This is a genomic window from Actinophytocola sp., assembly GCF_050699915.1.
In the GTDB taxonomy this organism is placed as follows: domain Bacteria; phylum Actinomycetota; class Actinomycetes; order Mycobacteriales; family Pseudonocardiaceae; genus Actinophytocola.
This window is the reverse complement of record NZ_JBOHGA010000108.1, coordinates 1-20,102: the sequence shown is the minus strand read 5'-3', so window position 1 is coordinate 20,102 and position 20,102 is coordinate 1. Positions and strand designations below refer to the sequence as shown.

Here is a 20,102-nt window from a genome sequence, read left to right as displayed (position 1 = left end):
CCGCCGGCGTGCTCGCCGAACAGCGACAGCCCGCGCGCCGCGCGCACCACCGGCTCGCGGCCGATCGTGCGCTGGACCCGGGCGAGCGCGGCGACCTCGACGGACCGCTCCGGCTCGGGCGGCGGTGTGCCCGGCTCGACGCTGCGCTGCCGGACGCGCTCGGCGGTGGTGGTCATCAGCCGTCCAGGGAGCCGTCGAGGGGTGCGCCCTCGGTGAGGTGGGGGGCGACCTTGTTGTCGAACACCGACAGCGCGGAGCCGATCGCCATGTGCATGTCGAGGTACTTGTACGTGCCCAGCCGGCCGCCGAAGATCAGGTTGCGGTCCTTCGCCTCCCGCTTGGCCAGCTCGCGGTACTGCTCGAGCTTGGCGCGGTCCTCCGGCGTGTTGATCGGGTAGTACGGCTCGTCGTCGTCCTTCGCGAAGCGGGAGAACTCGCGGAAGATGACCGTCTTGTCGTCCGGGTAGTGCTTGCGCTCCGGGTGGAAGTGCCGGAACTCGTGGATCCGGGTGTAGGGCACTTCCTCGTCGTTGTAGTTCATCACCGACGTGCCCTGGAAGTCACCGGTGGGCAGCACTTCCTGCTCGAAGTCGACCGTGCGCCAGGACAACCGGCCCGCCGAGTAGTCGAAGTAGCGGTCCAGCGGTCCGGTGTAGACGGTCGGGGTGCCGGCCGGGATGTGCTCGCGGACGTCGAAGTAGTCGACCTCGCACCGGACGTCGATGTTGTGGTGGGCGGACATCTTCTCGAGCCACGCGGTGTAGCCGTCGACCGGCAGGCCCTCGTAGGTGTCGTTGAACCACTTGTTCGTGAAGTCGTAGCGGACCGGCAGGCGCGTGATGATGTTGGCGCCCAGCTCCTTCGGGTCGGTCTGCCACTGCTTGGCCGTGTACCCGCGGATGAACGCCTCGTACAGGGGACGGCCGATCAGCGAGATCGCCTTCTCCTCGAGGTTCTGCGCGTCCTTGGTGTCGATCTCCGCGGACTGCTCGGCGATCAGCTTGCGCGCCTCGTCCGGGGTGTGCGACTTGCCGAAGAACTGGTTGATCAGCGCCAGGTTCATCGGCAACGGGTAGACCTGGCCCTGGTACTTGCCGAACACCCGGTGCTGGTAGTTCGTGAACTCGGTGAACTGGTTGCAGTAGTCCCACACCCGCTTGTTGGACGTGTGGAACAGGTGCGCGCCGTAGCGGTGCACCTCGATGCCGGTCTCCGGCTCGGGCTCGGAGTAGGCGTTGCCACCGATGTGCGGCCGGCGTTCCAGCACCAGGACCCGCTTGTCCAGCTGGGTCGCGACCCGCTCGGCGATGGTCAGGCCGAAGAACCCCGACCCCACGATGACCAGGTCGTAGCCGGAGTAGCTGCTTGCGTCGTTCACCGGTGCGCTCACGGGCAGCCAGGTTACCTGCGCGCTCCGGTCACCCCTCACGCACCTGGTCGGCAAGCTTCTTGTCAAGGCTCACCCGAACGAGGGCGGCGGAGAACCCGGCGAGGTCCGGACCGTCGACCAGGCGGGCGAGCTTGGCGGCGTCGGCGGGCAGGCCGACGCGCCGGGCGCCGTCGAGGGTCTTGCGGTCCAGGTAGGGCCGCAGCTCGGGCCAGACCGCCTGTGCCTCGCGACAGAAGATGTCGGCGCCGACCGGGCCCAGGCGCGGGAACTTCCGCAGCTGCTCGCGGACCTCCCCGTCCCGGATCTTGCGCAGGTCGCCGCCGTACTCGTCGATCAGCAGCCGGGCGCCATCGCCCAGCGCGGTCGCGGTGCTCTCGTCGTAGCGGACGTAGTGGGCCCGGCCGAGCGCGTCCACCCGCTGCTGCCAGGTGGCGTCGAGCATCTTGCGCGGGGTGCCGTACCCGCGCAGCTCACGGGCCGCGGCCACGGCGATGTCCGCGGAGATGCGCGTGGAGAGCAGTACGCCGAGCACGAGCAGCCGGTAGAGCGGCGCGGGCTTGTCGGCGAGGTTGATGCCGGCCTCGGCGGCGTAGGTGCGGCCGGCCCGGTCGAGCAGCCTGCGCACCGTGTCCTTCTGTGTCGCCATGCGCCTGGGTTACCCGCGCGAGGCGCGAACACGCGAGAACCCCCGCACCATCCCTGTGCGGGGGTTCTGGCTCCCTGCTCCCCTTGTCCTGCTTTCCCCTTGATTCCTCCGGCTTGTCGCCTCAACTAGACAGACGCCCGAGACCCCCCGGGGGTTCCACGCCGGGCGTCACTTCCTCAGCCGGTACGCGGACGTCAGCGGCGGGTCGGCGGTGTCCCCGGCGACGTCACTGCGCAGGAGCAGGTGGTCCTCGGTCGCCGCGACCGGCCGGCCGGGCAGGTCGGGGGCGACGAGGGCACCGCCGCGGGCGACGACGAAGTACGCCTCCGCGCTCGCGGCGAACACGTGGTCCGGCCCGACGAGGCAGACGAACTCCGGCCGGAACTCGCCGGACAGCGTCCGCGTGCGGCGGTCCGCGACGTCGAACGTCTGGAGCACGCGGTCGCGCGGACCGTTCGCCCGCGGGCAGGCGATCAGCCTGACCCCGTCGGTCGCGCACGCGCCGACACCGGGATCGCCGAGCTCGACCAGCTGCTCGCCGTCGTTGGCCTCATACACCCGCCGGACCGGCTCGCCGGCGTCGGTGCGGCCCTCCACGAGCACGTCGTCGTCCGCGGTCAGCGCGACTCGGGCGGAGGCGAAGCCGGCCAGCGTCCACGCGGTCGCGCCGGAGGCCGTCGACCACGCGGCCACCGTGCCGCCCGGCGCCGTCTCGCCCACGACGACACCGCCGGCCATCCCGTGCGGCATCAGGCCGGCGCGCTCCCAGCGCCGCTGTCCGGTGCCCGCGTCGAGGGCGAGCACGCGCGGCGGGCCGCCGCGGGTCGGGCCGACCGTGACCAGCACGGTCTCGTCGTTCGCGGCCGCGAGCACGTACCGCTCGCCCGCGCCGGAGCGGACGTCCGCGCGCCACCGCAGGCTGGCCGTCTCCAGCGACAGCAGCGCGACGCCGGTCCGGGTCCGGACCAGGACGCCGTTCCCGATGAGGATCCCGCCGCCCGCGAAACGCTCCGCGCTGCCGGCCAGCGCGGAGTCGAACGGCAGCGACCAGCGCGGCTCGCCGGTGCGGAGATCGACGAGGACCAGCTCGCCGCGACCCTCCTCGCGCTGGAGCAGCACGAGCCCGTTGCGCACTCCCGGGCTGCCCGGGGTTGCCACCGGGCTGCCGGGCTGGGTCCACGCGGGCCCGTCCCCGAGCAGCTCGGTCGCGCCGTCGGGGTCGGCCGAGCGGGTCGGCTCGGGGCGTGCGGGGTCGGGCGCCGGCTCGTCGGTCGCGACGACCAGCACGGCGGCCGCGGCGACGACCGCGAGCGCGCCGAGCGCGACCTTGGACCACGGGTTGCCGGCCATGGACCTGGGACCGGGACCTAGCGCCGCGCCAGGACGTTCGCGGCGACGTCCTCCAGGACCCGCAGCCGGCCCGCGTACACGCCGTCGGGCCGGGGCCAGTGCGTGACCAGGTCGGTGAAGCCCAGCTCCGCTGCCCGGCCCAGCACGTCGCGGAAGTACTCCACGCTGGACAGCGCGTACGCCGGCCCGGCGTCGACGGACAGGTAGCGGTGCACGTCGGCGCGGCCGGCGACCTTCTCGTCGAACCGTGCGGCGAGCTCGCCGACGCCGCGCCACCACGCCTCGCCGGCGTCCTCGCCGCGGTCCTTGCGGCGGCCGGTGGTGACCCAGCCCTGGCCGAAGCGGGCGGCGAGGTCCATCGAGCGCGGCCCGTTCGCGGCGACCACGAACGGCAGTCGCGGGTGCTGCACGCAGCCGGGCGCCGAGCGGGCGTCGACGGAGCTGAAGTACTCGCCGCGGATCGTGGTGCGCTTCTCGGTGAGCAGCGAGTCGAGCTGGGTGAGGAACTCGGTGAACCGCTCGACCCGCCCCGGCGTGGTCGCCGCCTCGCCGCCGAGCACCACGTTGTCGTAGCCCTCGATGGCACCCGAGCCGACGCCGAGGGTGAACCGGCCGCTGGACACGTCGTCGAGTGCGAGCAGGCTGCGGGCGAAGGGCACCGGGTGGCGGAAGTTAGGCGACGCGACCATGGTGCCGAGCCGGATCCGGCGGGTGACCATGGCCGCCGCGGTCAGCGTCGGGACGGCGTCGAACCACGGGCCGTCGACCAGCGACCGCCAGCCGATGTGGTCGTAGGTCCACGCGTGGTCGAAGCCGTACGTCTCCGCGGCCCGCCACTTGGGCTCGGCCAGCAGCCAGCGGTACTCCGGCAGGATGACGATGCCGACGCGCATGCCGTCCCGCATCAGTACGGGTAGCCCATCTGCTGGGGCGGGTACTGCCCGAGCTTGCGCTGGTAGCCGCGCATGGCCCGGCCGGTCGCCGGCAGCAGCACGACCACGGTCGCGGCGGCCCACAGCAGGAACGACACGATGATCATCGCGATGAACTCGCCGCCGCCGTCGGCGAGCGTCTTGATGATCGCGTAGACGTAGTACACGGTGACCACGCCGCCGACGAACGCGAGCAGCCAGCGCAGGAAGTCCAGCCGCGCGAACAGGGCCAGCGCGAACGTCAGCGTCGAGCAGGCGACCGTCATGGTCGCCGCCACCGCGAAGTCGATGTTGCCGGTGAGGTCGTCGGAGAACGCGAGTCCGACGAGCGCCACCAGCAGGTCGACGTTGTCCGTGGTGCCGTCCCAGCCGACGATCGCGATGACCAGGGCCAGGATGCCGCAGATCAGGAACAGCAGGGCGCTGACGTAGGCCAGGGCGGTGCTGGGCGGCCCGTATCGTTGCGGCGGCCCGTAGCCGTGTCCCGGGTAGCCCGGCGGGGGCCCGTAGTTGGGCTGCTGCGGGTAGCCGGGCTGTGGTCCGTAGCTCACGCACGAACCGTAGTCGAAGGGACCGACACTCAGCAGGGAAGATGGGGCACGTGGACAGACCGAAGCTGGTGGCCTCCGACGTGGACGGCACGCTGCTCGACCCGTTGGAGAAGGTGACCCCGCGGACAGCCGGCGTCGTCGCCCGGGTCGTCGCGTCCGGCACCCCGTTCGTCCTGGTCACCGGCCGGCCGCCGCGGTGGGTGCCGCCCGTGGCCCGGGCCGCCGGGCTGACCGGCTACGCGGTGTGCGCGAACGGGGCGACGGTGTACGACATCGGCGCCGAGGAGATCCTGTCGGTGCGCGGGCTCTCGCCGATGCAGCTCCACGACGTGACGCACGCGCTGCGCAAGCTGCTGCCCGACATCCGGGTGGCCGCCGAGCGGACCGCGGTCGGCCCGGTGTCGGCGGCGGGGGTGCCGGCGGCGTTCGCGACCGAGCCCGGGTTCCGCAACCCGTGGGGCAACCCGAGGGACGCCCCGGAAGGCGGCATGGACGGGGAGAACAACGAGGTGCCGACCGCCGAGGTGCTGGGCCACCCGGCGACCAAGCTGCTGATCCGCCACCACGAGCTGTCCAGCGACGAGCTCGCCGACGCCGCCGGGTCGGTGCTCAACGGCGCGAGGCTGGAGATCACCTTCTCGACCAACCGCGGGCTGATCGAGCTGTCTGCGGCCGGCGTCACGAAGGCGACCGGGCTGTCCGAGGTGTGCGAGCGGCTGGACGTCCCCGCCTCGCGGGTCGTCGCGTTCGGGGACATGCCCAACGACGTGGAGATGCTGCGGTGGGCCGGGCACGGGGTCGCCATGGCCAACGCCCACCACGACGTGCTGGCCACCGCGGACGAGATCACCGCGCCGAACTCCGAGGACGGGTTGGCACAGGTACTGGAACGGTGGTTCTGAATGGCCGATCAGCGAACACTCGTCGTGATCCGGCACGCCAAGTCGGACTGGGGACAGGGAGTGCCCGACGAGGAACGGCCGCTCAACGAGCGCGGCCGCCGGGACGCACCGGCCGTGGGACGGTGGCTCGCCGACAACGTCGACGGAATCGACCTCGTCATCTGCTCGTCGGCCACTCGGGCCAGGCAGACCTGGCGGCTCGCCGCGGAGAAGACCGGGTCGAAGGTCACCACGCGCTACGACGAGCGGGTCTACGCCGCCGAGCCGCGGGGCCTGATGGCCGTGCTGGACGAGATCGGCGAGGAGGTAGGCACCGCCGCGCTGGTGGGGCACAATCCGGGGCTCACGGAGCTCGTCGAGACGCTCACGAACGAGAGCGTCGAGATGAAGACCTCGTCGGTCGCCGTGGTGCGGTGGCAGGGAACCTGGGCGGACGTGTGGACCCGGCGCGCCGCGCTTGTCGCACACGCCACGCCCAGGGGATGAAGGCAGGAAGCTAGCTGTCCTTGACCGTGCGCAAGGCGATCGGCGCGCCGGCGAGGTCCTCCTCGTTGCAGAGCAGCTTGACGTCGTAGTACGGGGAGCCGTCGCTGTCGTCGTAGTCGAGGTGGATGGCGATCACGTCAACCGGCTCCCCGAGCCACTCCTGGGTCCGGCGCAGCCAGGCGGCCGATCGCTCCAGGGCGGTGGGCAGGTCGTCGTCGCGGAACTCGACCGGGCGATAGGGAACGCCGTAGACCTGATCCTCCTGGTGGGAGGGCTTGGGCAGGTCGACCGATACTCCGGCTTCGTCGAGGTCGAGGGCGATGGATTGGGGCTGGTCACTAGCGAGCTCGCTCACCTGATGAGCGTCTCCCAGTGCGTGATCGGCCGCAACCCTTCTGGTGCGGCGACTGGCTTGCGTGTGGTTCACTGTGCCCTGGTCGTAATTTTGGGTTCGTGTTCGATCACGCTCGCGGAACGCGGCCAGGGGTTGTCGCAACCGCGGCGGCTTGCAATTTTTGGTGTTCAGGAGAACGTAGTGGCACAGGGAACTGTGAAGTGGTTCAACTCCGAGAAGGGCTTCGGCTTCATCGCGCCGGACGACGGCAGCGCTGACGTCTTCGTGCACTACTCGGAGATCCAGGGTTCGGGCTTCCGTAGCCTGGACGAGAACCAGCGCGTGGAGTTCGAGATCGGCCAGGGCCAGAAGGGCCCGCAGGCGACCGGAGTCCGCGCCGTCTGACTTTTCAAGTCTGGACTTCGCACCACTGAGGGCCACCTGGGTCATCCGACCAGGTGGCCCTCAGTGTTTCCGCTCAGCTCTCGAAGTACTTGCGCCACGCCTCGACCGAGGAGAGCTCGGGCAGCGCGGCCTTGTACTGCTCGACCAGCCGCGGCCACTCGGTGGCCAGGCGCCGGTAGTTCTGCGCGGCCCGGGCGGACAGCTCGCGGAACAGCTTGGGGTCCCGGCGCCGGAACGCCACCCCGCTGCCGTCCGCGTTGGAAACCGTGGCGCTGTCGAGGTTTCCCAGCAGGAACCAGCGCGCGCCGTGCGCGGGGATGTTGACCTGCGGGCGCTCGCTCGTGTCCGGCGCGGGCGAGCGCAGGTTGTGCAGCACGGCCTTGCCCGCCCGCAGCGCGATCTTGCGCGCGCTGGCCGGCGGCCGCAGCATCGCCTCGGCCCGCGCCATGTCGAACGTCGGCGGCGGGTAGTCGCCGGCCGAGGGCTGGAACTGGGCGTCGGTGTACTGCTTGCGGATCCGCTGCACCTCGGGCAGCGCGGTGGCCAGCATGTCGAACAGCCGCTCCGGGCCGGCCATGAAGTCCTCGACCGCCTTCATCTCCAGCGCCACCGTCGAGTACTCCATCGACAGCAGCCGCCGCGCGGTCGTCCGGGCGCCCTGCGCGAGCAGCATCTTGCGCATGTCGTGCGGGGCGTGCAGGGCGGCCATGATCAGCCGGTTGCGCAGGTGGAAGTAGACGGTCCAGTCCTTGGTGTCGCTCTTGTCCGTCCACGGCTCGTGCCAGACCGCGGAACCGGGCAGCGTCACCGTCGGGATGCCCTTGGCCAGCGCGCGCAGCGAGTACTCCGCGTCGTCGCACTTGATGAACAGCGGCAGCGGCAGCCCGTTGCGCTCGATGACCTCGCGCGGGAACAGGCACATCCACCAGCCGTTGTAGGTGGCGTCGATGCGCTTGTGCAGCGCGCGGGTATCGCGCAGCGAGTTCGTCGCGAAGTCGTGGTCCCACACCGCGCCCGGCGGCCGCCGCCACACGAACGAAGCCAGGTCCACGACCTCGCCGTTGGTGTGCAGCCGGGAGCGGACCTGCAGGTTCAACATCGTGCTGCCGATGATGGCCGGCTTCTTCAGGGCCCGGGCGAACGCGTTGGAGCGCAGGACCGAGTCCGGCTCCAGCGCGATGTCGTCGTCCATCAGCAGGACCTGGTCGATCACGCCCGGCTTGGTGTGCTCGACGGACTCGTACAGGGAGCGGGTGAACCCGCCCGCGCCGCCGAGGTTGGCCTGCTCGATGACCTCGAGCCGGCCGCCGAGCGCCTCCCGCGCCTCGGCGAACCGCTCGTGCTCGCGGATCTTGCGGCTGCCCTGGTCGGCGACGAACACCTTCCCGACCACGTCCAGCACCGCCGGGTCCTCACCGAGCGCGATCAGCGTGGCCACGCAGTCGTCGAGCCGGTTGAAGGTGGTGATGCCGACCGCGACCTTCTGCGGCGCCAGCGGCTCGTCGGCGAGGTAGACGGCGTTCGCGATCTCGAGCGTGCGGTCCTCGGTGAACACGTCGAACCAGACCCAGCCGCCGTCCTCGAACGGCGCCAGGTCGACGCGGAACTCCAGCGTCCGCCACTCGTCCCCGGCGTGCACCGCCTCGCCGGTGACGTGGGCGATGTCGCCGTTCGGCTTCGACCGGTACACCTCGACCCGTCCGCCGCCGCGGACGCTCAGGTGGAGCGTGACGTGCTGGACGCGGGTCCAGCGCTTCCAGTAGGAGGCCGGAAACGCGTTGAAGTAGGACGCGAACGACACCCGCGCAGAGGCCGGCACCACGACGTCGCGCCGCCCGGCGACGTGGCTGTGCGTGCCCTCCGGCTCGTCGAGGTAGAGCGGCCGGACGTCCAGCGGATCCGAGTCGCGCGGCAGGATGACCCGCTGCAGCACGCGGTTGTGGTCGTACTCGCCCTCGTTCGCATCACGGGAAGCCATGCTGGGCATGGTAGCCACCGGCCGCTGGCCCGTTCGGACGCACCAGTCCTGGCTCGCTTCGAGTGTCCGGGTCCGGGGCCCTTCTTCCCGGATCAGGCAGCCGGGAGGGAGTGCGGCATGCGCCAACCTGCTGCCAGTCGCGAAGGCTGCAGGTTCTCCGCCTCGCCGAAGTACTCGCAGAACTTCATCAGCAGCGGGTCCCACTCCAGTGGGTCTACGTAGTCCTTGCCGGGAATCAGCAGCTCCTCGGCCACGTGCGTGCGCGCCACCGACACCTGGAACGCCGTCAGCCCGTCTTCCACCCGGTGCGCGGCGGAGAGCGTGCACTCCAGCTGGATCGGGCACTCCCGCGCCCGCGGCGGCGACACCAGGTCCGACCGCTGCTCCGTGAGGCCGGCCGCGGCGAACTTCGTGCGCGAGAACGTGTAGCCGCGCGCCACCTTGTGCGCCGGCACCTCCGGGCGACCGGTCAGCAGCGCGATGCTGTCCACCGCGTCCACGAGCGCCGACGACGGCAGGTTCAGCACGCACTCGCCCTCGCGATGCAGGTTCGCCGCCGTCTGCGACGTCTCCGCCAGGCCGAGCAGACACGTCTGCCCCAGCCACCACGCCGACGACATCGGCGCGAGGTTGGCCGAGCCGTCCTCGTTGCGGGAGCTGATCAGTACGACCGGCGTGCCGAAGTACAGGACCTTGAGCGGTGCGACTCGATGCATGACACCAAGTCTGCCCAGGTCGCGGGCGGTGCGCTGGCGGGAATCAGCCGCGGCGTTCGTCCATTCCGTACAGCCGGCGCCAGTTGTCCCGGCTGGTCAGCTTGGGCACCGCGGCGCGGTACTCCTGGCGCAGCCGCGGCATGTCCGCGACCAGCCGGCGCAGCACCCGCGCGGTCTGCTTCGTCAGGCGGATCGTCGTCTGACGGTCCCGCTTGCGCAGCCGCACGCCCTCCTGCGAGCCGTCCGTCACGACCGCGGTCGCGAACTGCGAGACGTGCCACCAGGTCGCGTCCTTCTTGGACACCGCGCCCACCGGGTGCACCGTGCGGCCCAGCGCCAGGTACACGAGCCGCTTGACCATGACCATCCGGTTGCGGGTCGGCTTCGGGCCTGCCTGGATCAGCGGGATCCGGCCGGACTTCAGGCCCGGCACGTCGGCCGCCTTGTGCATCACCGTGTCCGGATACTGCTTGCGCAGCGCGAAGATCTCCTTCACCGCGCCCGCGCCGCCGTCGTGCAGGAACTCCGGCCCGCGCTGGAAGTCCTCGACCGCCTTGAGGATCGTGGCGGCGAGCCCGTACTGCATCGTCAGCAGGTACCGCGAGATCCGGGACGTGATCACCCGCGCGGTGTGCTTCGGATCGATCTCCGCGTGCAGCGCGCTCACGATCATCGAGTTACGGACGGCGAAGTACTCGTTCCACTTGTCCGCGTCCTTCCAGTCGAAGTCCGCGTGCCACAGGCCGGCGCCGGGCAGCGTCACCGTCGCGAAGCCGGCCGCCCGCGCGCGGTAGCCGTACTCCACGTCGTCCCACTGGAAGAACAGCGGCAGCGGCAGCCCGATCTTCGCCACCACCTCGGCCGGGATCAGGCAGGACCACCAGGCGTTGTAGGCCGCGTCCACGCGCCGGTCACCGCGGTTGACCTTGCCGGTCGGCACGCCCTCCTCGTCGACCTCCTCGGCGAGCAGGTCCACGTCGTCGAGCGCGTTCAGCACCACCCGGCCCGGCTTGAGCTGGGCGAAGTCGGCGTACTCGGCACCGGCCAGCAGCACGGTCGGGTGCAGCAGCCGCAGCATCTGGCCGCCGATGATCGTCGGCTCCGGAGTGCGGTTGGCGAACGCGGTCAGCCGGATCGCGATCTCCGGCTCGCACAGCACGTCGTCGTCCATGAACAGCAGGTTCGCGTGCTCGGCGTCCTTGTTGACCCGGCCGGCCTCGGTCACCTCGTACATGCCCCGGCCGAACCCGCCCGCGCCGCCGAGGTTTGGCTGGCGCAGGTAGCGCAGCCGACCGTCCAGCGCCTTCTCGATGTCCGGGAACGCCTGCCGCGACTCGACGGTGTCGCTGCCCTGGTCCACCACGTAGACGGCGTCCAGTACATCCAGCGCCTCCGGGTCGCCGCCCAGGGACTGGAGCGTCTTCGTGCAGTCGTCGGCCCGGTTGAACGTGCAGATCACGACCGCGGTGGGGCGCAGCCGGTGCGGCGGCTCGACCGTCCAGCGCAGCCGCTCGACGACCAGGTCGTCCTCGTCCGCGGTGAACTCGGCCCACAGGAAGCCGCCGTCGACGAACTTGTCCAGCGGCGTGGTGAGCGTGACCGACTCGCCGCGCAGGTCGGAGAGCTGCTGCGCGGCGACGGTCCGGGTCTCGCCCTCGACGTCGGAGGCGACGATCGAGATCCGGCCCGAGCCCGACGCGGTGACCTCGATGTCGACCGAGCTCACGACGGTCCAGCGCTGCCAGTAGCTCGCCGGGAAGCGGCCGAAGTAGGTGTCCGTGGTGACCTCGGACCCGGCGTGCACCACCATCCGCTGCCGCTCGCGCAACGCGCTGCCGTAGGTCACCTGCGCGTACAGGTCCTCCGGGCACACCGGGTCGGGGCCGCGGAACAGGCCGCGCTGGGCCACCAGCCGCCCGCTCGGCACGTGCTCGACGAGGCGTTCGTCACCCTTCGCCGCCGGCTGCGCGGTCGCTGCGTCGCTGGTGATCGGGCTGCTAGCGGGCATTCGTGTTCAGTCCTCCGTGGGCCTGCATTCGGGCCTTTCCCTGGCGCGCAGCCTACATTCGGCGGATTGACGGATCACCGTTAGGTCACAACGGACCAGAGAGCCCGATTCAAAACCGGTCACCGTGTTCATCAGGAGACCGCTTGCCGGAGTGTTCGAATCGGGCTCTTTAGTAACGTCGGTCGACGATCTTGCCGGTGGCGCGGTTCCAGGTGATGTACCCGTGCTGGAAGTTCTCCCGCGTGCCACCGGTGATCGCGAACTCGTCGCTCGTCGGGAAGCCGAGGTAGGACGTCTCCGCGCCCAGCGCCCGCCACCTGGTGCGGATCCCGCCGGTGACGCTGTGCGCGCCGGTTGGCGACGACCAGTAGATCGAACCGCCCTCGAAGTTGCAGTAGTAGCCGCGGCCGTCGCCGGTGCGCAGCATGTTGGCCGCCGGGAACTTCAGCCGGCCGCCGACGCCGCCCAGCGCGTTCCACTTGTTGAGGATCGCGCCGCTGAGGCTGAACGCGGGCCGGCCGTTCTTGGCGTAGATCGCGCCGCCCGTGAACTTGTTGTAGTAGCCGTCGGTGACCCGGCCCTGGTCCGTGGTCGGGTAGCCGAGCGAGGAGCCCTCGGCGCCCATCGCGCGGTAGCGGATGTGGATGGACCCGGCGACGTAGTGCGCGCCGGTCCCGGCCGACCAGTAGAAGCCGCGGCCGCCGGAGAGCAGGTTGTACCGGCCGCCGTTCGCGCCGGCGGTCTCGTCGGTGGTGGGCAGGCCGAGCACCAGGTGCCCGCTCAGGCGCAGGTACGCGGTGAGGATGGCGCCGGCCATCAGGTGCGCGCCGGTCGCCTCCGACCAGTACAGCCGGCCGCCCTCGTAGACCCGCCAACGCACCGCCGAGTCGCCCTGCTCCACCTCGACCGGGTCGCCCAGCACCCCGCGGATCGCGGCGTCGGAGGCGTAGCGGCGGTCGATCGGGGTCAGGTACCCGACGTCGAGCGTCTGGTCGGCGTCGGGCAGCGTCAGCTGGCGGACCCGCTCGGTGTTGCCGTCGCCCCACTTGTCGAACGTGGCGACGCCGTCGAGGGCCTCGGCCGGCGCGATGATCGTCAGCGGCGTGCCCACGGTGAACAGGCCGGACGCGGTCTGCTCGTCGCCGATCGTGAAGGCAGCCTCGGTGGTGCTCCGGATCGTCACGCGCCGCTGCTTCGGCTTGACCGCGAACGTCTTCGTCGTGGTGGCGCCCCGGCCGTCGGTCGCGATCGCGGTGACCTCGAGCCGGCTGTCGCCGGGGTGGCCCTCGAACGGCAGCCGGAACTGCGGTCCCTGCTGGCCGTCGCCGGGGTGCTCGTGGCAGCTGGCCGCGTCCGCGCAGTGCACGATCATCGTCGACCAGCGAACCTGGACCGCACCGTCCTCGGCGTCGGCGGCGGTGGCGTCGGCGGCCACGACGTCGCCGACCGCGAAGGTCCGGCCGGGATCGGGCGCCTGCAGCGTGATCTCCGGGGCGTGGTTACCCGGGTACACGGTCGCGCGGGCGGTGCCCTTCGCGCCCTGCCGGTCGGTCGCGGTCAGCGTGACCTCGAAGCTCTCCTGGCCGGCGGCGTAGGCGTGACTGACGCGGGCGCCGTCCGCGCCGCCGCCGTCGCCGAAGTCCCAGTGGAACGTGGGCACGTCGCCGTTGGGGTCGCGGGACTGGCTCGCGTCGAACGTGACCGTGCGGGTGGCCGGGTCGGCGGTCGAGGTGATGACCGCGGTCGGCGGCTGGTTGGTCTTGGTGTGGACGAGCTGGCGCAGGACGCCGGCCCGGATGTCGGCGTAGACGATGTCCCCGCCGGTGGGCACGGTCGCGAACTTGACCGGGTAGCCGATCTCGGTGCCGAAGCCGGCCGACTCTGGCGGCGTCGTCAGTCGGCCCTGCTCGTCGTAGGCCATCGACCAGATCTTGCGGAAGACGTAGTCGCCGAAGAAGTAGCGGCCGCGGTACTGCGTGGGGTAGCTGGAGCCCGTGTAGTGCACGCCGCCGGTGACGCTGCCGCCGCCGGCGTGCGGGTAGGTCCACAGCGGGGGCGCGGTGGACTTACCGGCGCACTCGGGCAGGTCGCGGTAGCCGGGCGTGCGGTCGATGCCCTCCCAGCACGGCCAGCCGTAGTTGTTGCCCGGCGCGACGAGGTCGACCTCCTCGGTCTTGCCCTGGCCGACGTCGCCGAGGACCGGGCGGCCGGTGCCTGGCTCGAGGCTGAAGCGGAACGGGCTGCGGAAACCGCTGGCGTGCACGAGGCTGCGGTTCGCGCGCGGGGCGCTCGCGTCGAAGTACGGGTTGGTTGCCACGCCGGCGCCGTCTGCCGTCAGGTGCAGCAGCTTGCCGTGCGGGTCGTTCACGTCCTGCGCGCGCAGCGCGAGCCGGTCGACGGTGCGGTAGTCGGCCGAGTCGCCGAGGCTCACCCAGACCGTCCGGTCCGGCGCGGCCACCAGGCCGGTGATGCCGTGCACGGAGGAGTCCGCCGAGGTCTGCAGCAGGGTCTGCTCGCCGGTCAGCCCGCTCGGCTGGCCGAGGCCGTCGACCGTCATCGTCCACCTGCTCAGCCGCAGCACGCCGTTCGCGCCGGAGCCGGAACCCGTGTCCCGCACCGCGCGGGCGGTGTAGACGGTGCGGCTCGTCGCGTAGTCCGCGGCGGCCGCGATGCCGGCGAGGCCGAGGTCGCCGGTGGCGTTGGTCGGCAGCATCGCGATCTGGCGGGGCTCGCCGCCGCGCGGCGTCCAGGTGACCTTGCCGAACTTGCCGGCCGCCAGCACGCTCTCGTCGGGCAGGTAGACGAAGTCGGTGAGCAGGTCGCCGGGGTCCGCGCCGCTCGCGGCGCGCATCCCGGTCGGGATGTCGCGGAGCACGAAGTCGGGCGGCAGCGCCCGCTCGGCGGCGCGGGCCGCCGGTGTCGCGCCCGTGGCCACCAGCCCCACGACCATCGCCAGCACGACGAACAGCCCGACCTGCCGACGCTGAGTGATCACACCCGACTCCTCACCACGATCCGAGGCGACTCTGAGGCAGAGCCCTCCGACTCCCTATCGCCCGACCGAGGTTGACGTTTCGTCGTCACGGGTTTGATTTGCCAAATAGTTAGAAAGTTCTTACCCAGAGTTGCTCGGCCACTCGATAGAGCGGTGACTCTAGGTGCCCTCACGAGGTCGGCCCGACCCGGTCCGGTGCGGCTCCATAGAATCGGCCGCGCCATGCCGGCCGACGGCCGCGGAAGCCGGCCCCGCCGGCCGAGGAATACGAGGTAAGACGCGCGATGAACTGGATCGACGCCGCGCCGGTCGCGCTCGTCACCATCGCCTGGTTGCTGGTGCCCGGGCTGCTGATGACCTACCTGCTGGGCCTGCGCGGGGTGACCGCGTGGGGACTCGCCCCGGTCGTGGGCATCGCGCTGATCGCCTCGTCCGCGGTACTCGGCGGGCTGCTGGGCATCGGCTGGTCGGTCGGCTTCGCGCTCGTGGTGACCGCCGCGGCCGTCGCCGTGGTCGGCGTGGTCGGGTTCCTGTTGCGCCGCAAGGCGTTCCTCGCGACCGACCCCGACCCGCGCCGGCTGACCCTGGCCGCGGGTCTCGGCCTGCTGCCCGCACTGGTGCTCGGCATGGCGACGATCGTGCAGGCGATGGGCGCGCCGGACATGTTGTCCCAGACCTACGACGCGGTGTTCCACTACAACGCGCTCGCCTACATCAACGACTCGCGCGAGGCCTCCTCGCTGTCGATGAGCGCGCTCGGCAACCCCGACGTGCCCGGCTTCTTCTACCCCGGCGCCTGGCACGACGTCGCGTCGCTGGTGATGCTGTCGGGCGGCACGGACATCCCGCTCGCCGCGAACGCGGTCACCATGGCGGCGACCGTGGTGCTGTGGCCGCTGTCCTGCCTGCTGCTGGTGCGCCAGCTGTTCGGCCGCAACCTCGCCGCGCTCGCGGTCACCGGGACGCTGAGCATCGGGTTCACCGCGTTCCCCTGGGACCTGCTCGGCTTCGGCGTGCTGTGGCCGAACCTGCTCGGCATGTCGATCGCGCCGGCCCTGCTCGCGGTCGTGCTCACGCTGACCCGCTGGGCCAAGGACGACACGATCGGCAAGGTCCGCGCCTGGCTCGCGCTCGTCGTCGGCTTCGTCGCGGCCGGCTTCGCGCACCCGAACGTGCTGTTCTCCCTCGTCGTGCTGGCGCTGTTCCCGGTCGCCGCACGCGTCGGCGCCCGCTCGTGGCGGCTGCGCGGCGAGGGTCGGCAGGTGCGCGGGCTCGTCGAGGCGCTCGGATTCATCGCGGTGTTCTCGGTGGCCTGGTGGTGGGCGGCCAGCACGCCGAAGTTCGCGAGCACCCGCGACCAGTACTGGCCACCGTTCGAGACGCCGGCCAACGCGGTCGGCGACGCGCTGCTCAACGCGACCCACCGGCACGAGGCGCTCTGGCTGCTGTCGGTCGTGGTGATCCTGGGGATCTTCGCCGCGCGCCGCTGGCCGGTGCTGTGGCTGGTCGTCGCCGGGCACGTCACGACGACGTTCCTCTACGTGCTGACCGCGTCGATCAACCGGATGGACACCCAGAAGTTCACCGGCTACTGGTACAACGACGCGCACCGGCTCGCCGCCATGCTGCCGATCACCGGGGTCCCGCTCGCGGTGGCCGGCATCGTGTTCCTGGCCGGCAAGATCCTGGGCAGCGTGTCGACCTCCGCCTCCGCCTCCGCCGAGGGCGCCCCGGCCGCGTCCGGGTGGCGGCGGCGCCTCGCCGGCGTTCCCGGCGTCGCCATGGCGATCGGGCTGACGCTGCTGCTGGTGCTCGGCACCGGCGGGCTCTACCCCGACGACCGGTACGAGCGGGTCGCGATCAGCTACGACCCGAAGCGGCCGGTCGGCGTGCTGCTGACAAAGGAGATGCGGGAGTTCTACGACCGGATCGCCCGCGAGATCCCGCCGGACGCGGTCGTGGCCGGCAACCCGTTCAACGGCAGCTCGCTGCTGTGGGCGCTGGAGGACCGCAAGGTGCTGTTCCCGCACTTCCGCAACACGACCAGCGAGCAGCAGGACCTCATCGCCGGCCACCTCGACGAACTGATGTCCGAGCCCGAGGTGTGCGAGGCGGTCAACAACCTGAACGTCGACTACCTGCTGATCGGCGGCGCGGAGTTCCGCACCGCCGACAAGAAGTGGGAGTACTACGAAGGCCTCGCCGACCCGTTCGCCGGGGACGGCTTCGAGCTCGTCGACTCGTCCGGGGCGAGCAAGCTCTACCGGATCACCGGCTGCGCGAGCGGCGAGCAGCCGGCCGGCTGAATCTCAGGCACCGAACACGTGCCTGGCCAGCGCGCCCACGCCGGCGCGCTGGCGCAGCGCCTGCGGCAGCATCGTGAGCGCGAACAGCCGCGACGACACGTGCCGGCGGGCCACCCGGGCGGCCCGCGGCCAGCCGTGCTCGGCCAGCCGCACCGCGGTGTCCGCGAAGAACTCGCCGGCCTCGGTGAACCGGGACCCGTCGAACGCGGTCGCGGACGACTCGCTCGCGGCGTGCCGGCGGTACTCGAAGCACAGGGTGTCGTCGACGACCAGCCGCTCACCGCGCACGACCAGCTCCACCAGCAGCGCGAGGTCCTGGATGACCCGCAGCTCCGGGCGGAAGCGGACCGCGGTGAGCGCGTCGGCGCGCCAGGCCAGCGACGGGAAGTAGAGCCAGTCGCCGCGCAGCAGGCTGACCGCGAGCTCCTCGCCGGCCAGCGTCCGCCGGCCGGTCACCTTCGGGGCGTAGACGCGGCGTTTGGCCTCGTCGACCAGGGTCCGCACCGGCTCGCCGTCGCCACCGATGACCCGCACCCCGGGCTGGACGATGCCGGCGTCCGGGTGGGCGGCGTAGGCGGCGCGGACGGTGCCGACATAGTTGGGCAGCAGCCGGTCGTCGCAGCCCAACAGGACGGCCAGCTCGTGCTCGACGAGCTCGAGGCAGCGGTTGAAGTTGCCGGTCAGGCCGAGGTTCTCCGGGTTGCGCAGGTAGCGGACCCGCTCGTCGCCGATGGTGGCGAACCGGTCCGCGAGTGCGTCGGGGCTCTTGTCCGGGCCGCCGTCGTCGACCACGGTGAGCCGCCAGTTCGGGTCGTCCTGCGCGAGCACGCTGGCCACGGCCTCGCGCAGCAACGCGGCGTCGCCGTAGAAAGGCACGAGGAGGTCGACCGTCGTACTCATCAGTCCGTCGGCAGCCCGTCCTCGGAGGCTTCCTTCTCGCGCTTGAGCTCGTTGAGGTCCATCCGCATGATCGCCAGGTCCTCGGCGAGCTTGCGGGTCTCGGACTCCAGCCGGGAGGCCTCCCAGGACAGGTGGAGCACGACGCCGACGAGGAACAGGATCGCGACGAAGAACAGCAGGTTCGTCGGCACGGCGACGCCGAGCGCGGACGAGATGCGGGTGAGCAGGGCGGGGAAGGCGGTGAAGACGACCAGCACGAGGCCGACGATCAGCCACAGGACCGCGTACTTCTCCTTGAGCTGGCGGCGGCGCAACAACTCCACGATGCCCGCGAGGATCAGCACGCTGCCGACCAGGGCGATCAGGTAGTTGTTGTCGGTCACGTAAGACCTTCCTCGACCGTCCGCAGGGGGGCCGGCGCGGTCGTCGAGAGGTCCCAGCGGCGGATGAGCGCGAGCAGCAGCGCCATGGTGGCACGGCCGAGATAGATCATCGACTTGAACGGGTTGTGGCTGGGCTCGCCGCCGCGGCGGGGGCGCATGCGGGTTGGCACCTGCGTCACCGCGCACCCGGCGCGCACGGCGATGACCAGCGACTCGACGGTGTCGCCCAGGTACTCGTCCGGGTAGTGCTCGGCGAACAGCGGCAGCGCGTGCCCGCCGGTGGCCTTGAAGCCGGAGGTGGCGTCGGTGAGCCGGGTCTTCGTCAGCCGGGAGAGGATCTTGGAGAGCACGACCATCGCCCACCGGCGCGGCCCGCGCACGTGATACCCGTCGGCGGGGTGGCAGAACCGGGCGCCGATGACCACCTCGGCGTCGCCGAGCTCGGAGAGCAGCGCAGGCACCTGGCGCGGGTCGTGCTGGCCGTCCGCGTCGACCTGGACGGCCGCGTCGAAGCCGTGCCGCACGGCGTAGCGGAAGCCCGCGCGCATCGCGCCGCCGACGCCGAGCCGGAAGGGCAGGACCAGAACGCGGGCCCCAGCCAGTCGGGCCACGTGAACCGTGTGGTCCGTGGAGCCGTCATCAACTACGAGGACCGGAATATCCGGGGTCGCGGCGCGGATCTCTTGCACCGTTTCGCCCACCGAGAGCTCCTCGTTCCAGGCCGGAACGACGATCAGCGGTCGTAAGGCGGGCGATGTGTTCACGGACTTAGGTTAGCGGACACAATCACATAGTGGTCACCGTTAGATTACAATTTAATCACTGCTCACCTGATCGGACACCCGCTCCGACCAGGCATTTTGTCTTTCTGTCCCTTCGGCCGAGCGCCCGGTGAAGCACGGTCGACATGGCCGTCGTGACCACCGCGGCGGCCGCCAGTTGTGCGATCACCCCGGCTCGGATCGGGTCGCCGGGCAGCGCCAGCAGCGTGACGAGCACCACAGTTCCGGCGAGCCAGGCGCCGGTGACGACCCGGTGCCGGCCGAGGGCCACCAGTCCCGGCTGAAGAATTTGTGCGGCCATCAGCCCGACGGTGCCGACGCCGAGCAGGCCCACGACAGCGCCGGAGAGCCGCACCTCCGCGCCGAACAGGACCTGCACCGCCCAAGGCCCGACCGTGAACGAGGCGAGCGCGCCGGCGCACCCGATGACCGCCACGGCCAGCAGGATTCGTCGCAGTGTCGTTCGCACCTCGCCGAGCTCGCCGCGGGTGGCGGCCCGGGTCAGCGCGGGCAACAGCACGGCCTGCACGGGGGCGAAGAGGAAGAGCGGGATGCGCGCGAGCACGAACGCCGACGCGAACGCGGCCGCGGTGGCGGCGTCGCCGGCGAGGCGCGGCGTGACGACGATCGGCGCCAGGTTCATCACGACGAGCATCAACGCGGTGCCGCCGACCAGGTAGGACAGCGCGCGCGCCATCCGCCCGACGGTGACCGGCGCCGCTGCCGGCGAAGGGGGCGCAGTGGCCGCGTCGGCGGACGGCTCAGCCCGGTCGACCGGCGATGTGGCCCGCGCAGTCGGAGTCCCGGCAGGCGGCTCGAACCGCTCGGCCGGCACAGCGGCCGACGACGCCCGCATAGCATCCACGCCGGCCGACGGTTCGGCCCGATCGATCGGCGCAGCGGCCGACGCCGCAGCCACGTCCACACCGACGGACGGCTCAGTCGACTCCGCCGGCTCGGCGGCCGACGCCGCCGCCTGCGCGACATCCGCGCCAGTGCGCGGCTCGGCCGGCGCTACGGCCGGCACCGTCGCGGGGG

At 71.5% G+C, this 20,102-nt stretch carries 18 protein-coding genes; 4 read left to right on the top strand and 14 right to left on the bottom strand.

The window, feature by feature from the left end; genetic code table 11:
• Nucleotides 1-175: 175 nt before the first annotated feature.
• The 5 genes from glf to ACRDSK_RS19435 all read right to left on the bottom strand — a co-directional run bounded on the left by glf (nucleotide 176) and on the right by ACRDSK_RS19435 (nucleotide 4,869).
• Nucleotides 176-1,390, bottom strand: a complete 1,215-nt coding sequence (gene glf / locus ACRDSK_RS19455) for a UDP-galactopyranose mutase (RefSeq protein ID WP_431442561.1) — start codon at nucleotides 1,388-1,390, stop codon at nucleotides 176-178.
• A 28-nt stretch (nucleotides 1,391-1,418) separates the two neighbouring features.
• A complete protein-coding gene (locus ACRDSK_RS19450) occupies nucleotides 1,419-2,036 on the bottom strand; it encodes an endonuclease (RefSeq protein WP_431442559.1) in 618 nt (205 codons plus the stop codon).
• Nucleotides 2,037-2,204: 168 nt separating this feature from the next.
• Nucleotides 2,205-3,386: a PQQ-binding-like beta-propeller repeat protein gene (locus ACRDSK_RS19445; protein WP_431442557.1), complete on the bottom strand. Its 1,182-nt coding sequence runs from the start codon at nucleotides 3,384-3,386 to the stop codon at nucleotides 2,205-2,207.
• A gap of 17 nt (nucleotides 3,387-3,403) precedes the next feature.
• A complete protein-coding gene (locus ACRDSK_RS19440; RefSeq protein WP_431442563.1) occupies nucleotides 3,404-4,279 on the bottom strand; it encodes an LLM class flavin-dependent oxidoreductase in 876 nt (291 codons plus the stop codon).
• An 11-nt stretch (nucleotides 4,280-4,290) separates the two neighbouring features.
• Entirely contained in the window at nucleotides 4,291-4,869 is a 579-nt protein-coding gene (locus ACRDSK_RS19435) for a hypothetical protein (protein WP_431442555.1), read from the bottom strand.
• Between the two features lie 50 nt (nucleotides 4,870-4,919).
• On the opposite strand from ACRDSK_RS19435, the gene ACRDSK_RS19430 reads away from it, so the two are divergent.
• Both ACRDSK_RS19430 and ACRDSK_RS19425 read left to right on the top strand, forming a co-directional pair.
• Nucleotides 4,920-5,771: an HAD family hydrolase gene (locus tag ACRDSK_RS19430; protein WP_431442553.1), complete on the top strand. Its 852-nt coding sequence runs from the start codon at nucleotides 4,920-4,922 to the stop codon at nucleotides 5,769-5,771.
• Nucleotides 5,772-6,257, top strand: a complete 486-nt coding sequence (locus ACRDSK_RS19425; RefSeq protein ID WP_431442551.1) for a SixA phosphatase family protein — start codon at nucleotides 5,772-5,774, stop codon at nucleotides 6,255-6,257.
• A gap of 10 nt (nucleotides 6,258-6,267) precedes the next feature.
• Here the strand turns inward: ACRDSK_RS19425 and ACRDSK_RS19420 are convergent, their stop codons facing one another.
• Entirely contained in the window at nucleotides 6,268-6,612 is a 345-nt protein-coding gene (locus ACRDSK_RS19420) for a hypothetical protein (protein WP_431442549.1), read from the bottom strand.
• 180 nt (nucleotides 6,613-6,792) lie between these two features.
• Between ACRDSK_RS19420 and ACRDSK_RS19415 the strand changes: the two genes are divergently transcribed.
• A complete protein-coding gene (locus ACRDSK_RS19415) occupies nucleotides 6,793-6,996 on the top strand; it encodes a cold-shock protein (protein ID WP_184811055.1) in 204 nt (67 codons plus the stop codon).
• A 73-nt stretch (nucleotides 6,997-7,069) separates the two neighbouring features.
• Here ACRDSK_RS19415 and ACRDSK_RS19410 read toward each other — a convergent pair whose 3' ends face one another.
• The 4 genes from ACRDSK_RS19410 to ACRDSK_RS19395 form a co-directional block, all read right to left on the bottom strand.
• Nucleotides 7,070-8,974 carry a glycosyltransferase gene (locus ACRDSK_RS19410; protein ID WP_431442547.1) on the bottom strand — a complete coding sequence of 635 codons (1,905 nt, stop codon included), beginning with the start codon at nucleotides 8,972-8,974 and terminating at the stop codon, nucleotides 7,070-7,072.
• Nucleotides 8,975-9,066: 92 nt separating this feature from the next.
• Nucleotides 9,067-9,690, bottom strand: coding sequence for a flavin reductase family protein (locus ACRDSK_RS19405; protein ID WP_431442545.1), 624 nt, complete (start codon nucleotides 9,688-9,690; stop codon nucleotides 9,067-9,069).
• A gap of 43 nt (nucleotides 9,691-9,733) precedes the next feature.
• Nucleotides 9,734-11,698 (bottom strand): glycosyltransferase, encoded by a 1,965-nt coding sequence (locus tag ACRDSK_RS19400; protein ID WP_431442543.1) that lies wholly within the window; start codon nucleotides 11,696-11,698, stop codon nucleotides 9,734-9,736.
• 169 nt (nucleotides 11,699-11,867) lie between these two features.
• A complete protein-coding gene (locus ACRDSK_RS19395; protein ID WP_431442541.1) occupies nucleotides 11,868-14,693 on the bottom strand; it encodes a PQQ-dependent sugar dehydrogenase in 2,826 nt (941 codons plus the stop codon).
• 284 nt (nucleotides 14,694-14,977) lie between these two features.
• Between ACRDSK_RS19395 and ACRDSK_RS19390 the strand changes: the two genes are divergently transcribed.
• Nucleotides 14,978-16,999 carry a DUF6541 family protein gene (locus ACRDSK_RS19390; RefSeq protein ID WP_431442538.1) on the top strand — a complete coding sequence of 674 codons (2,022 nt, stop codon included), beginning with the start codon at nucleotides 14,978-14,980 and terminating at the stop codon, nucleotides 16,997-16,999.
• Between the two features lie 3 nt (nucleotides 17,000-17,002).
• On the opposite strand, the gene ACRDSK_RS19385 is transcribed toward ACRDSK_RS19390, so the two are convergent.
• The 4 genes from ACRDSK_RS19385 to ACRDSK_RS19370 form a co-directional block, all read right to left on the bottom strand.
• The gene (locus ACRDSK_RS19385; RefSeq protein ID WP_431442536.1) at nucleotides 17,003-17,899 is read right to left on the bottom strand and encodes a glycosyltransferase family 2 protein; all 897 of its coding nucleotides are present in this window, start codon (nucleotides 17,897-17,899) and stop codon (nucleotides 17,003-17,005) included.
• Nucleotides 17,899-18,282 carry a DUF2304 domain-containing protein gene (locus ACRDSK_RS19380; RefSeq protein ID WP_431442534.1) on the bottom strand — a complete coding sequence of 128 codons (384 nt, stop codon included), beginning with the start codon at nucleotides 18,280-18,282 and terminating at the stop codon, nucleotides 17,899-17,901. Before ACRDSK_RS19380 ends, ACRDSK_RS19385 begins: the two co-directional genes overlap by 1 nt.
• Nucleotides 18,279-19,046, bottom strand: a complete 768-nt coding sequence (locus ACRDSK_RS19375) for a glycosyltransferase family 2 protein (protein WP_431442531.1) — start codon at nucleotides 19,044-19,046, stop codon at nucleotides 18,279-18,281. Before ACRDSK_RS19375 ends, ACRDSK_RS19380 begins: the two co-directional genes overlap by 4 nt.
• Nucleotides 19,047-19,101: 55 nt before the next feature.
• On the bottom strand, nucleotides 19,102-20,102 hold a 1,001-nt coding region (locus ACRDSK_RS19370; protein ID WP_431442529.1), incomplete at its 5' end, for a lipopolysaccharide biosynthesis protein.